The organism is Nostoc edaphicum CCNP1411, from assembly GCF_014023275.1.
GTDB lineage: Bacteria > Cyanobacteriota > Cyanobacteriia > Cyanobacteriales > Nostocaceae > Nostoc > Nostoc edaphicum_A.
The window spans coordinates 5,836,429-5,850,246 of the sequence record NZ_CP054698.1; the positions used below are offsets into that span (position 1 = coordinate 5,836,429).

At 43.8% G+C, this 13,818-nt stretch carries 10 protein-coding genes; 6 read left to right on the top strand and 4 right to left on the bottom strand.

Annotation, left to right across the window (positions count from 1 at the left end; genetic code table 11):
* The first annotated feature begins 23 nt into the window (after positions 1–23).
* The 3 genes from hisD to HUN01_RS27410 all read left to right on the top strand — a co-directional run bounded on the left by hisD (position 24) and on the right by HUN01_RS27410 (position 2,819).
* Positions 24–1,325, top strand: a complete 1,302-nt coding sequence (gene hisD / locus HUN01_RS27400; protein ID WP_181928792.1) for a histidinol dehydrogenase — start codon at positions 24–26, stop codon at positions 1,323–1,325.
* 461 nt (positions 1,326–1,786) lie between these two features.
* Positions 1,787–2,212, top strand: a complete 426-nt coding sequence (locus tag HUN01_RS27405) for a universal stress protein (RefSeq protein WP_181928793.1) — start codon at positions 1,787–1,789, stop codon at positions 2,210–2,212.
* A gap of 19 nt (positions 2,213–2,231) precedes the next feature.
* The gene (locus HUN01_RS27410) at positions 2,232–2,819 is read left to right on the top strand and encodes a Uma2 family endonuclease (RefSeq protein WP_181928794.1); all 588 of its coding nucleotides are present in this window, start codon (positions 2,232–2,234) and stop codon (positions 2,817–2,819) included.
* A gap of 256 nt (positions 2,820–3,075) precedes the next feature.
* Here HUN01_RS27410 and HUN01_RS27415 read toward each other — a convergent pair whose 3' ends face one another.
* Positions 3,076–3,462, bottom strand: a complete 387-nt coding sequence (locus HUN01_RS27415) for a hypothetical protein (RefSeq protein WP_181928795.1) — start codon at positions 3,460–3,462, stop codon at positions 3,076–3,078.
* A 214-nt stretch (positions 3,463–3,676) separates the two neighbouring features.
* Between HUN01_RS27415 and hslO the strand changes: the two genes are divergently transcribed.
* A complete protein-coding gene (gene hslO / locus HUN01_RS27420; RefSeq protein WP_181928796.1) occupies positions 3,677–4,582 on the top strand; it encodes an Hsp33 family molecular chaperone HslO in 906 nt (301 codons plus the stop codon).
* Positions 4,583–4,736: 154 nt separating this feature from the next.
* On the top strand, positions 4,737–6,821 hold the full coding sequence (locus HUN01_RS27425; protein ID WP_181928797.1) for a type 2 periplasmic-binding domain-containing protein: 2,085 nt from the start codon (positions 4,737–4,739) through the stop codon (positions 6,819–6,821).
* 476 nt (positions 6,822–7,297) lie between these two features.
* Here the strand turns inward: HUN01_RS27425 and HUN01_RS27430 are convergent, their stop codons facing one another.
* From HUN01_RS27430 to HUN01_RS27440, 3 genes are all read right to left on the bottom strand, one after another.
* A complete protein-coding gene (locus HUN01_RS27430; RefSeq protein WP_181928798.1) occupies positions 7,298–8,176 on the bottom strand; it encodes an NAD(P)-dependent oxidoreductase in 879 nt (292 codons plus the stop codon).
* Between the two features lie 402 nt (positions 8,177–8,578).
* On the bottom strand, positions 8,579–9,814 hold the full coding sequence (locus HUN01_RS27435) for a class I SAM-dependent methyltransferase (protein WP_181928799.1): 1,236 nt from the start codon (positions 9,812–9,814) through the stop codon (positions 8,579–8,581).
* A gap of 232 nt (positions 9,815–10,046) precedes the next feature.
* Positions 10,047–11,030 (bottom strand): alpha/beta fold hydrolase, encoded by a 984-nt coding sequence (locus HUN01_RS27440; RefSeq protein ID WP_181928800.1) that lies wholly within the window; start codon positions 11,028–11,030, stop codon positions 10,047–10,049.
* Positions 11,031–11,474: 444 nt separating this feature from the next.
* On the opposite strand from HUN01_RS27440, the gene HUN01_RS27445 reads away from it, so the two are divergent.
* On the top strand, positions 11,475–13,766 hold the full coding sequence (locus tag HUN01_RS27445) for an alkaline phosphatase D family protein (protein ID WP_181928801.1): 2,292 nt from the start codon (positions 11,475–11,477) through the stop codon (positions 13,764–13,766).
* Positions 13,767–13,818 lie beyond the last annotated feature (52 nt).

Consider the following 13,818-nt stretch of genomic DNA (forward strand, 5'->3'; position numbering starts at 1 on the left):
AATTTTGGCATTGTCCTTACTCCATGCTGCGAATCATTACTCAGCAGGCAGACGTCAGAGCAGAACTGCAACGGATCTGCGATCGCACCCATGACGAACAGGTGCTTCACAAAGAAGCAACGGTACGAGAAGTTTTGCAAGCAGTGAAGCGCCAAGGCGACAAAGCTGTATTGCATTACACAGCCGAATTTGACAAACAAACCCTGAAAGCAGAAGAACTCCGAGTTACAGGCTCGGAATTGGATGCAGCCTATCAGCAGGTGTCAAAGGAATTGCTTGATGCAGTTCGGCTAGCTTGCCGCCAAATTGAAGCGTTTCATCGTCAGCGAGTACCGAAAAGCTGGGTACACTTTGGCGACGATGAAGTAGTGCTGGGCAAACGCTACACTCCCGTAGACCGAGCCGGGTTGTATGTGCCTGGTGGCCGTGCCGCCTATCCCAGTACGGTGCTGATGAATGCAATTCCGGCCAAGGTAGCTGCTGTACCCCACGTGGTGATGGTAACACCACCAGGCCCAGGGGGTGCAATTAATCCCGCAGTCTTAGTAGCTGCCCAAGAAGCAGGGGTGCAAGAAATTTATCGCATTGGGGGCGCACAAGCGATCGCCGCTTTAGCCTATGGCACTGAAACCATTCCGAAAGTGAATGTAATTACTGGGCCTGGTAACATTTATGTCACCCTAGCGAAAAAACTTGTCTACGGCACAGTTGGGATTGATTCTTTGGCAGGCCCCAGCGAAGTGCTGGTGATTGCCGACGAAACCGCAAATCCAGTGCATGTAGCTGCTGACTTGTTGGCCCAAGCCGAACACGATCCAATGGCGGCAGCGATTTTGCTGACGACAGATGCGGCTTTGGCGAAGAACGTGCAAGTAGCCTTGGAAAGACAGCTAGTGGATCACCCACGGCGAATAGACACAGAAAAAGCGATCGCTCACTACGGCTTGATTATCGTTGTGGAATCGCTCCAAGCAGCAGCAGAACTCTCAAATGAATTTGCTCCCGAACACCTGGAATTAGAAGTCAAAGACCCTTGGGCACTCTTACCACAGATTCGCCACGCTGGGGCAATCTTTTTGGGTTACTCAACACCAGAAGCTGTAGGAGACTATTTGGCAGGCCCTAATCATACCTTGCCAACTTCTGGTGCTGCCCGCTATGCTTCGGCATTGGGGGTTGAAACTTTCTTAAAACACTCCAGTATTATTCAATACTCCCAAACCGCACTGCAAAATGTGGCTGGTGCAATTGATGTGCTAGCAACAGCAGAGGGTTTACCTTCTCATGCTGATTCAGTACGACGCCGAATTCAGCAAGAAGAGTGATTTGGAATGCTTAATTTTTCTTGTACTGTTGGTAAAAGTAACTCGCTAGCTTCAAACTAAAAGTTTAGATAGCGATACCTACGGTCAACTACGCTAACGCACGCCATTTGCTATCCTACCTTCAGCCGCCCTTTAAGCGCCCGGTAGTTTATTGGAGAGGGTTTTCCTCTCCAACAAACTCGTGAAAAGCTTCTCCACAATAGTTGCTACAACCCACTAGCGTAAAAGTAGCGTGAAACTTACCTATGGCACAGCCTTAAATATATATAGGACTTACGCAAAAATAATTGAAAAGCCTATTATTCCGTAGCGGTAATTCATGAATTACCGCTACTTACGACGTATTTTGCGTAAATCCTAATATAAACTAAATTGGCAAATAAAAAATTGGTTTAGTGTCACTGCCGGCGGATTTTGCTACATACTTATGTAAGGGGTCTACTCTTTAGGAGACGAGAGCGGTGCTAAATAGTGTTTTGGTAGCTCTGGACGGTTCGGAAATTTCAGAACGAGTAATTCAGACTTTAGATAATTTGGCTTTTTCAAAAGACGCCAAGGTTATTCTTTGCCATGTGTTTCCTACGCCAGAGTCAGAAATGGAACTACCCGCTGATCGTCCTCAGCCAGAGTCCCCAACATTTTCTTATTTTCATATTGAAAAACAACTGCAATCCTATCAGGAAAAGTTATCAGTCACAAGTGAGTTAGAACTAGTAACTGGTGATCCTGCTGAAGAAATTATTCGCCTTGCCAATATTTACAAAACTGACTTGATCATAATTGGCAGTCGGGGATTGATGGGGATGAAGCGAATTGTTCAGGGTTCTGTCAGCAGTCAAGTTGCAGAAGAGGCTAATTGTTCGGTGTTGGTCGTTAAACCAAGGTAAAAATTTGCAAGGGGAAGCAATGACTATAACCACCCCAAAAATAACCTTTGAAGAATACCTGAAATATGATGATGGCACTGATACCCGCTACGAATTGGTCAATGGAGAACTAATTCCCATGAGTCTGGGAAGTGGGAAACATGGCGCGATAACAGAATTTCTCAATGTTTGTTTCCGAGGAGAAATTCTCCGACTAAAGTGGGATTGGACTTCTAAACAAATGGTTATCGGTGTTCGTTCTCCCCGTGCTGGCAGATGGGATACATCAAGGATTCCAGATGTAGTTGTGATTCCGTTACCTCAATGGCGAGAGTTGAGAAACCGAGAGGCAGTTATTGAACTCAACGAACCACCCCCCTTATTAGTGGTGGAAGTCGTCAGTGAGTCAACAAAAATTGTAGATTACCGAGCCAAGCGAGTTGAGTATAACGTTTTAAATATTCCAGAGTATTGGATTGTCGATCCATTAACTAACAAAGTGACTATTTTTACATTGATTGAAGAATTATACGAACCAATAGAGTTTTTTGGTCGTGATCGTATTCAATCTCAAACTTTTCCACATTTAGAATTAACAGTTGAACAAGTGTTAACAGCCGACAATTAAAAATAATTTAAGCATTTTAATTTATGCGAGCCTGTGTTAACTGAGTCTCTGTGGTTAAATAAATTACTTTTAAACCACAGAGGCACAGAGAGAAAAAAGAGATTTTTCGAGTCACCTTGAAAGAACTAGTACAGCACGGCGTAAATAAACCACCCATTCCCAATCAACAAAACCCTTACGCTGTCTTAATTTTGGCTTCCGCCTTGCGGTACTAGTCTTAGAGACAAGGAAAATCCACCTTCTACGTTCAATCGATTTAACGTTCTTGAGTTGCGAGAAACTGACGCAAGCTTAACAAACTCAGCGTTTGACCCAAATTCAAGGGCAAAATTGAAACTCCTTCCAAGCGGGACTGTACCCAACCTTCTCCCCAGTACCATTCATGGAACCCATCAATGCCTCCGCTGAGTACCAAGCGGAGACAGTTAGATTTGACAACATTTACTTGATGATGAATCGCAACTGGCCCAGTCCAGGTTGTAAACTGGAATCCGGGAAGTAGTTCTTCTGGCATTCCTGGCGCAAAACGTTGCCCTAAGAGCCATTTTTTTAATTGCACCGGATGCAGCAGACTGTCACGAATTACATCTGTTGATGCTTCGATTTCGATCCGTAGTTGACTTTGTTGAAAATTACCCAGCATTTTTATAGGATTACCTAAAGTTGTTTACATCGCTATTTCTAATATTGCAAATAGTTTTTGTCATTAGTCATTAGTCCCTTGTCCTTTGCAAATAACTAATGACCAATGACCAATAACAGCAGTTTATTTGCGTAGCACCCTACTAAGTTACTTTTCTACCAGCAGAGAACTTAGAATAGAAAAAGTGAACTTGTTAAGAAATGTAAGGTTATTCATGGCGGATCAGTTAATTCGTGCAACAGCAGCCGAAGGTGGAATTCGTGCCATAGGTGTGATCACCACACGTTTAACAGAAGAAGCGCGAGGACGCCACAAGCTTTCTTATGTGGCAACGGCAGCACTGGGTAGGACGATGGCGGCGGGTTTGTTAATGGCTTCTAGTATGAAGCGAACTGGATCAAGGGTCAATGTCCGGGTTAAGGGCGATGGGCCTTTAGGTGGCATATTGGTAGATGCAGGCTTAGATGGCACGGTACGCGGATATGTCGGGAATCCATCTGTAGAATTGCCTCCCAATGCCAAAGGTAAGCTAGATGTTGGTGGTGCTGTGGGTGATGGCTACCTCTATGTTGTACGGGATATCGGTTATGGTTATCCTTACTCTAGTACAGTAGAACTAGTTTCTGGCGAAATTGGCGATGACGTAGCTCATTATCTGGTGAATTCCGAACAAACACCTTCAGCTTTAGTTTTAGGTGTGTTCGTGGGAGCAGGGGGAGTAACTGCGGCTGGAGGATTACTAGTACAAGTATTACCCAAAGCTGCCAGAGACGAAGCCCTAGTAGAAATGTTGGAATCGCGGGTTGCTGGTCTAGCAGGATTTACGCCATTGTTGCAAGCTGGGAAAACCTTACCTGAAATTCTTGGCGACTTGTTGGGAGATATGGGGCTAGTAATCTTTCCCGAACGGCAAATGCTGCGCTTCCACTGTGGTTGTTCTTTTGATCGCGTTTTGGGGGCACTGAAGATTTTGGGAGAAGCTGAACTGCAAGATATGATTATTAAAGATGATGGTGCTGAAGCAACTTGCGAGTTTTGCGGCAACGTCTACCAGGCAAGTAGCGATCACTTAGCTCAACTAATTGCCGATTTGCAAGCTGAATCTACCGTTTCAGGATAAAGTATAAAAGGGCACTATTTTTTTAGATCGCTAATGGTATCTGTGGGGAGAGAGCCTGAAAAAAAGTAGCTTTTTAATTATCAGAAAGTTACTATGACATCAATGGAATTATCGACCTAAAACAGAGCGCTATTCAATTATTTTGGTGTGAGAGATGACAGAGCGGGATATTCCAGACAGTTGGTCTTCAGCCAGTGGAAGAGAGCCAGATCAAAACAAAAGATTATCCCGAAAAGAACAATTCGGTGAAACTCAACCATTTGATGTCCCTGCTACTGGTTCTACCTCCAAGTCAGTGAAGCGGCGAAAAAAAAACCATAGGGAAGGATTACCTATAAATAGTCATTCAGAAGAAACTGCCCAACTCAGTAATACTTCTGGGAAATTGCCACGATGGATGAAAAGCTGGGTATTGTGGCTAGCACTGCTAACTTTGATTCCCGGCAGTGTAGCATTCTTGGCAATGGCAATGCTCCTAAAGTTGCCAACTGCCCCGAATTGTCCCTCGATTTTTTGGCCCCTAGCTAGTGCTTCTGTGCGGCTGCACTGCGCTCAGTTGGCAGCTTCTAAGCAGACAGTTAACGACCTATTGCAAGCGATCGCTCTGGTGAAGCAACTACCACCAACTCACCCGTTGCATGGAGAAATTGATCGTTTCATCGAAGAATGGTCGCGGGATATTTTGAAGCTAGCCGATCAAAGTTTCCAAACTGGGAATTTAGAGGAAGCGATCGCTACTGCTCAGAAAATACCCGAAGATGTGGCAGCTTATAAATTAGTCGATGAGCAAATTGGCAAATGGCAGTCAATTTGGTCAAAGGCAGAAGAAACATACAACGGTGCGATCGCCGAAGTAAAGGAACGGCGGTGGCAATCGGCATTCATGTTGTCCGCCAAAATGCTGCGCGTAGACAATCAATACTGGGCGAGTACTAAATACGACCAATTAAATCGTCTAATTGCCACAGCACGGGAAGATGGCGATAAGTTAGGAAAAGCTGAAAGTTTAGCAAAAAGCCAAGTTGTTGATAATTTATTAGAAGCGATCAAGTTAGCGGAGTCCATTGGTCAGGAAAGTTACCTTTACCAAAAAGCTCAAGAAGCAATTCCCGCATTTGGACGCCAAATGCTGCAATTAGCACAGGCAAAACTAGACAAGCAAGATGCCGATGAAGCACTGAATATTGCTAGACAAATTCCAGAGATTACGAAACTACAGGGCGAAACAGATGACTTTATCGCCATTGCTGACGCGAAAAGGAGTGCTTGGATAGGTAACGTTTCTGGTTTAGAGGCAGCGATCGCTCAAGCACAACAAATTGATCCTTCCAGACCAGTGTATAACGAAGCACAACAACTAATTGCTCGTTGGCAACTGGAAATTGAAGATGTTGCCCATCTGGAAAAAGCAAGAATATTGGCTAGCCAGGGAACAGTCAATAATTTAACAGCAGCGATCGCTCAAGTACAGCTCATCCCTGCTAATAATCCCAGGGGTACAGAAGCTAGACAAGAAATAGGTCGCTGGCGTGCCCAAGTGGAGACAATTGAAGACCAACCTTATTTAGAACGCGCCGAACAGATAGCTATATTCGACGATATCAATTCCTTGCAAGCTGCGATCGCTCAAGCTAGCGAAATTCGTAGAGGTCGTGCATTATATCCAGAAGCACGGAAAAAAATTCGTACTTGGGTAGGAAAAATTCAGCGAATTCAAGACCAGCCCTACTTAGATCAAGCACAAGAACTGGCTCAGAGTGGAAATCTCACCGCCGCTATTAGCGCAGCCCAACAAATTGCTTCGTCGGGAAGGGCACTTGCTGGAGAAGCACAAGCTGCGATAAATGACTGGGAAGGGCAAATCCGCACTAGAGAAAACTGGAGAAAAGCTCAAGAAGTAGGCGCGACTGGGACGCCAGAAGCTTTGGCTGAAGCAATACGACTGGCAGATCGGGTTTCAAACAATAGCATCTTACATATGGATGCGAATCTGGCTATTGACCAATGGAGTCAGCAATTGTTAGAAATAGCACGCTCTCAAGGTCAGTCTGATATTGCTAGAGGGATTGGCATTGCAAAATCGGTTCCACGAGGTAGTGCTGCTTACAGTGCAGCACAAGAGCAAATTAGGATTTGGCAGGAATTTCTCAACCCTCAACCAGAACCTCAGCCTCAACCGGAAGTTCAGTCTCAGCCTGAATCTTTACCATTTCCTCAATCAACTACTGATGGGCAATAATATCTTGAATTAACGATTCAGTTAAAATTTTTTGATTCAGTATTTTCCAAGGTCATATCAGGGATGCCGGGGTGTAAGGAAAAGTTTTCTTCAATGTGTCTCAAATTATACCAAGTATGTATGAAGATGCATATAATAGACCCCCATTGTTAAGCTACGGTGTACACACAAGTCCTAAAAACCTAGCTTGATAAGCATTTCCTCGTTCCCAGGCTCCGTCTGGGAATGTATTCATTGAGTCAGAGACTCAATATCTGACTGGAGGCAGAGCCTCTAAATCAGGTATTCCCATGCTCTGCATGGGAACGAGATCAACGAGAAAACAATGAAAAATCAAGCTTTTTTCGACTTGTGTGTACACCGTAACCCCAATGCATCGGGGAGGGTTAGGGTGGGGTAAATATATGCAACTTTACAAAGAAACGGTATTACAATACTTTTCACATAGGGGGCACAGATATATGCCCCTAAAAAAATTATTCTCCGATTCCTTCTCCCCATTCTTTAATTACAGAAAATAGTGATGAGTAATCATCATCAGCAAATGACATTTTCACGGCTGTTTGCAAGATTTCCCGCACACCTTTAATACTGCTAAGATCCAAACTTCGAGATTTAGCTTCCGAGATAAACAATTCTGTATCTTTGAGCAAGTGTTTTGTGGGGAAATTAGGATCAGCATAATTGCCATCCAACATCCGTTGTAGCTTTTTGTCAAAGGTAGGTGCGTAGAGTGGACTGTCGCGCAATATTTGCATAAATACATCCACATCGACACCCTGACGCTGGATAAAAGCTAGACTCAGAGCAAAGCTAGTTGTTAGCGAAGCTATTAGTTGATTTAGTGCCAATTTGAGCACCGCCGCAGATCCCACTGGCCCTATAAGTAAAGGTTCTGTCCCAAAATTTTGGAGTAACTTTAAATGGCGTTGATATTGTTCTGGCTCGGCACCTACCATAACACTCAACTTGCCAGCTTTTGCTTCTGGGATACTCCCTAATACAGGTGCTTCTAAATACTCACCACCACCCCCAACAACTGCATCTCTAATTTCCTGGCTTTCTGTGGGAGTAATTGTTCCCATTTGGATGATCGTGCGTCCTTCCAAAGTTTGCCAAGAAGTATCTGAAAGCAACACATTATAAATAGCCGGGGCATTAGTTAGCATGAGGATTATGCACTCAGCAGCACGAATGGCGTGGCGGGGATGTGTGACAATTTCAGCCCCAGCGGCTTGTAGTGGTGCTAATTTTTCTGGGGTACGATTGTAGGCAACTAGCTGTATATCTGCGGCTAATAACCTTTGAGCCATTGGTAGTCCCATCAGTCCAATTCCCAGAAATGCCACCTTCATTTTTCACGTTCCTTTAATACAGCGTCACCGATAGCGTTCGTGTAGCGTCTCGTAGAGAAGCGTTAGCGAGTCATTAAGCGTCATAGCCCATCGTGGACATTGCGTTTACATTATTTATTCAAATTTGTTGGGGAGTAGTTATTTGAGACTTAAGATACAATCCCAAATCCCAGTTTCCTACTCCCTAACTCTGGCAATCAACCACCAGCGGCAAAAGTTACCATAATTATCACTGAAAGTAAAATCCCAGGGGTAAGTAGTGTTGCTAGCATTAGCAGGTCATGAGTGGACATAATTATTACTTTGGTAGTGTGTTTAACTTTACAGTAATCACTGTTATGCTAGTCTAAATAAGACTGATACTGCATTCTTAAATAGAGTTTTAACTTTTCAAATTTACGTTTACCCTGGCAGAGTCAATCCTTTTAGTGGCTGAGAAGTTTCTGTATTGTTCAGACCTTTGCTCTGAATTAGCACTCCAAAGCCGCCTAGTCCCGTGGGATCTATAAGTTGGTGTAGCGCGTCCCGGCGCTGTAATAACTGCGAGAGGAGTTGCTTTTGATAAGAAAGGGCAGCAATGCGATCGCCTAACCCCAACGCCATCAAAAATAATCCCTGCTGGATAAAACCAATATTCTTTAAATTGTACTTCTCGCCCCAGCGTTCCAAAGCCGTAAAGTTAACATGGGCAGTGATATCTTGTCGCCCAATATTAATATAAGGGTTGTCATGGAAACGATGATGGTAATAACACTGTAGCGTTCCTTGCGATCGCCTGGGATTATAGTAACGATTGGCGGGGTAACCATAATCAATTGTTAACACATAGCCACGCTGCAAGCGGTCTGCTACTATACTCAACCAGTCTAAAGCAGCTAAATTAATTTCACTACGGTAGCCATCTGGATATGTACTTTGGGACAAGTCCATTTCCACTAAGTCTAAATACTCAGCCAATTGGGGCGTTGAAGGTTCTCCTGTTAGTTCTATAAATGCAAAATTTGACCTCTCCCCCAACCCCTCCCCTATGAGGGGAGGGGAGAAAGACTCACTTGAAGGGGTTTGGAGGGTTAGGTTTGAGGTTGTCACATAAATTTCTCGGAGTTCTCCCGTTTCTAGGACGAATTGATGGACGGGGAACGCATCTACTAACTCATTAGAAAAAAAGCAGCCTGCGATCGCATTTGGTGGTATTTCCTCTAAATTGCACCAACGTACAGGAAAATCTTGCAAGCGTTGCTGCTGTTCTTCTCTTAAAGCTGGGGACTTTTCAACAATGATGTACTCCAGCGTGGTAAAAAAATCTGGGTAGCGTAGCTGATGATATTTGAGGATATGCAATGCCAGCAATCCTTGACCTGCTCCCATTTCTACTAGAGTAAAGGGTACAGGTTTTCCTAAAATTTCCCACATTTGGAAAAATTGTTCTGCTAGTAACTCGCCAAAGTCAGGGCAGAGGTTGGGAGAAGTGAAAAAATCACCACCCTCAAAGCCAATTTTGACTGCATCGCTGGAATAGTAGCCATGTTCAGGGTGGTATAATACCATATCCATGAATTCGGCGAAAGTAATTCGTTGTTGGGGACTAGTGGTAATGTGATTTGCGATCGCTGCACACAATGCTGAATTTGAATCCATAAAATTTAATATTGGGGAAAAAGAAATTGAAGAAGAATTCAGAAGTCAGAATAAAGACGCTCGCGGACTCGCTAATGCTGCGCTATCGAAGACTTGCTAACGCTACGCTATCCGCCAGTCATACAGAATTCATTCTGAATTCTGACTCCTGACTCCTGAATTCTGTTCGATAAATGAATTATGGATGATGCAAAACAAAATTCATAATTTCCCTGTTCAGCATCTATGTTCCTTAACCCGGACGAGAAGGATCAACTTTATTTAGAACAATTTTTACAGCATCTATGATTACATCAGGTTGATCTACCCATACAAAATGACCGCTCTTACTTGCTTTAAGTTGAGTACAGTTCGTTGATAACTTTAGTAACTCTATATGCATTTGCTTCCGCAATTGGTTAGCACTTCGCAGAGGAATAAAAACAGTCCAAAGAGAAGGTTTTAAAAAAGAATTTGCTTTGATATTAACTATAGGCAGATCACCAAACTGGTTAGCTATTCTCACCTCACGTCCACTAACGCTGAGATTTAACATCTCTCGACTCATTGTAATCCAGTGTTTAGGACGGCAAAAGGAACGTTTTATTGAATTAAGTAAGTGCTGAGGAAATTTACCTAATTCCGGCTTCAGCACTTCAAATATTTTGCATATCCTCATTAATCGAATAATGCCAAGTATTGAGCCGAGAATAGACATTACAAAGCCAGATATAAAAAAGAGTTTCAAAGCTTGTAACTGAAAAGACATTTTGAGCATTTCAGTCTCATGTAGTCCGTCTGTGAGTACCATGCCAATAACCTTCTCAGGAAATCGATGGGCATACAGCCGGACATTGTAGCTACCAAAAGAATCTCCGATCAAAATGTAGGGTGGTTCAATTCCTGCTTGAGTAAGCAGCGTATCTAATTCTGTCACAATTTGATTGCTGGTTCGGGGATGTGGGCTGTGATTGCTCCATCCATAACCCGCTCGGTCATAGATACATACTCGCGCTAACTTGGCCAATTCTTCAACTAGGAGATAGCCCTCAATTCCCCCTAAACTGTGGTCTAGGACAATTGTTGGATTAGTGTTTCCTGCGATGTAGAGATGTAAACTATATCCACCCACATCAAACATTTGACCAGGGGGCAGCTTTCGATCTTCAAACCAGCACGCGATCGCTTGATAAAGTGTTGTAGCAACTAGCAGAAAAACTCTGATTAGGATCAACATAGTTAAGTCTTCTTGCTAGTTAACGGCCGCGCCGCATTGTGGAACGATAGCATATTATGTCAAATTTGATCCAGTGCGGTCGAAATAACTAATATCAGTATCAGAAAATTAGGTATTGATTTTTTAGAGGCGATCGCAAAACCCATTTTTGCAACTCATTCCTTGGTTAATCGAGCATCAGCGTTCTATGGGGTTGGTTAAAGCGTTAGTCAACGACACCGACGCAACGCCTCTAGGTCGCTTGACATCTGGGCATCAGCCTTAAATTGACACCAATCTCCGAAAAGTCTCTCCCTGAACTTTTGGGCTGCAATCAATTTGCGCTATGAACTGATGTTAAACAGATAAGAATTGATGCATGATTGGTGATTAGATGAGTTTGGGCTACCAATTTAGGAGCAAAATAACACATCTAAAACACCACCACTTTGTTAACTGTTTGCAATGAAGTATCAAGTTGGGGACAAGTTTTTACAAGAACTGCCACTGATTTTAGCGGGGCCAATCCTCCAACATACTGAACCAGAGTCAGTAACGGTATGGGTAGCACTGAAACAGTCTTGTCAGGTAGAACTTAAAGTTTATGACACAACAGATGATGGTAAAGCACTAGAAAATTGCTTATTGGATGGGGAACGCTCTACCTTTTCTCTGGGTAAGCATCTTCATGTAGTTGCGATAACGGCTCGGTCTACGGTTGGACATCGCCTAACTGGAGGTCACATCTATGCATACGATCTCCAGTTTACTGTTGCTGACCAAACCGCGCAAACTCTGCAACAAGCATTATGCTCAAACTCCTCTCCTACAGTCAGCATTAGCTACTTCGATCATCAAAAACCAACCTTTGTTTTGCCGCCTAACTGTCTGCAAGATTTACAAATTGTCCATGCTTCCTGCCGTAAACCTCATGGTCATGGGTTTGATGCACTGCCAATTCTTGACACTTTAATTGAGGCTGCGGCTAATCAACCCCAACACCGCCCTCACCAGCTGTTTCTCACCGGAGATCAAATTTACGGCGACGATGTATCAGAACCGTCATTGTGGGTTGCCAGTACTCTTGGTGATGCACTCTTGGGTTGGGAAGAACAACTTCCTGTGAATGGAGTATACTGCACTCCCCAGCAACTACCCCCTGGAGAGCGGTCTGAAGTTGCGACAAATCAAGCAGGCTTGACCGCAGGATTACATAATAAACCTGAGAAAATTAACAGTCATCTTTTCAGTCTCGGCGAGTATTACGCTACTTATTTACTAGCTTGGTCGCCAGTATGCTGGCCGACCACATTTCCCGAAGGACATCAAGTAATGCGCGATCGCCACGCTATCAAGGACTGGAATCGGGCAGTATGGCATTTGCGACAATTAATTTATACGCTTTGGAAAGTGCGTCGCGCCCTTGCCAATATTCCCATGTACACCATCTTTGATGACCATGATGTTAGTGATGACTGGAACCTAAACCAAGCTTGGTGTTTGCGAGTGCTGGGGCGTCCTTTAGGGCGAAGAATAGTTCAAAATGCATTGTTAGCCTACACGGTATTTCAAGCGTGGGGCAACACACCAGGGCAATTTGCTGAAGGTCAATCTGGTGAAAAGCTGTTGATGGCTGCACAAGCTTGGTCAGCTTCCCAAGGGACGGATGTAAAGGCTGATGAGGCGATCGCTCGTTATGTAGGTATGCCAGCCAACGATCCGCACACAGGCTTACCTATCTTAGTCCGAGACGGTGCAGTATTTATTCTGGATCGACATCCTGAAGCACTGACTTGGCACTACATAGTCAGGAGCGATTGCCATGAAGTAATTGTGCTTGATACGCGTACTTGGCGGGGTTATCCAGCCGATCAAAAAGCGATCGCGCCGCCGATGCTGTTGTGTCCACAAGCCTTTGAGCAACAACTACTTTTGCCTTTACAAGAAGTAGCTGAACAAACTCAGATTCAAACTACATTTGTAATTGCGCCCACTAATGTATTTGGACTACAAGTGATTGATTGGATTCACCATTGGCATTTAAAACAGGAGAAAGTTTTTTCAACCGATGTTGGAGATGCCTGGAACATTAATACTGAAGCGCTGGCAAAATTCCTAACTACCTTGTTTGAGGAACGTCAACAAGTCGTTATTCTATCCGGGGATATTCACTACAGTTCTGTTGCTCACTTGTCTTATGCACGTACCCATTCCAAATTACAGTCTGTATTAGTGCAGTTAACCGCTAGTGCATTAAAGAATGAAGAGATTTTGACACGGCTCATTCATACACGATTGAAAGATTGGCTGTTACCAGAAAAGGTGAGACATTGGATAGGGTGGCTCAATCCACCCAATATGGTAGAAGTTTCCGAGAAACAATTACACCATAATCGCCAGATGCTAGCTAACTCTGACTGGCATTGTGTGCTGGAGTGGATACCTAGAAACAGTGTTCAAACTTCTGCCTACACAGCAGATATATTTTCGTTGATAGCTCCCTGGAAACGAGCCAAAAATGCCAAATGGAAATGGTTACAACCTGTGATGTTTTGGAAATCTCGTTGGTTTCAGGAGGGGCGGGAAGTCGTTGGATTGAATAATTTAGCTTTGGTTCACTTTGAGTTACCAGATGGGGGTAATTCTTGCAAAGTTATTCAAGATTTGTATTGGTTTTCTTCTTGGTATCCAACCCAAATTGTTTACAGCCGTTTTGAGAGCCAGTTAACACCCAATCAGTCCTTATTACGTAATTAAAAAAAAGCGCCCCTATCTCTGGAGGGCGCTTTTTATTTAGCTAATACTGAAG